At 49.8% G+C, this 205-nt stretch carries 1 rRNA gene; it reads right to left on the bottom strand.

Annotated elements, in window-relative coordinates:
• Nucleotides 1-205, bottom strand: a 23S ribosomal RNA gene (locus QQ041_RS24190); the annotation flags it as partial.

The following is a 205-nucleotide window of genomic DNA, read 5'->3' as shown; positions in this document are numbered from 1 at the left end:
TTAAGCCTCACGGGCAATTAGTACAGGTTAGCTCAATGCCTCGCAGCACTTACACACCCTGCCTATCAACGTCGTAGTCTACGACAACCCTTTAGGACACTTATAGTGCCAGGGAAAACTCATCTCAAGGCTCGCTTCCCGCTTAGATGCTTTCAGCGGTTATCGATTCCGAACTTAGCTACCGGGCAATGCCATTGGCATGACA

The organism is Vibrio sp. TMPB1044 (genome assembly GCF_030442075.1).
Lineage (GTDB): Bacteria > Pseudomonadota > Gammaproteobacteria > Enterobacterales > Vibrionaceae > Vibrio > Vibrio satsumensis.
Note: the sequence above shows the minus strand (reverse complement) of the source record. Positions and strands in the feature narration are given on the sequence as shown.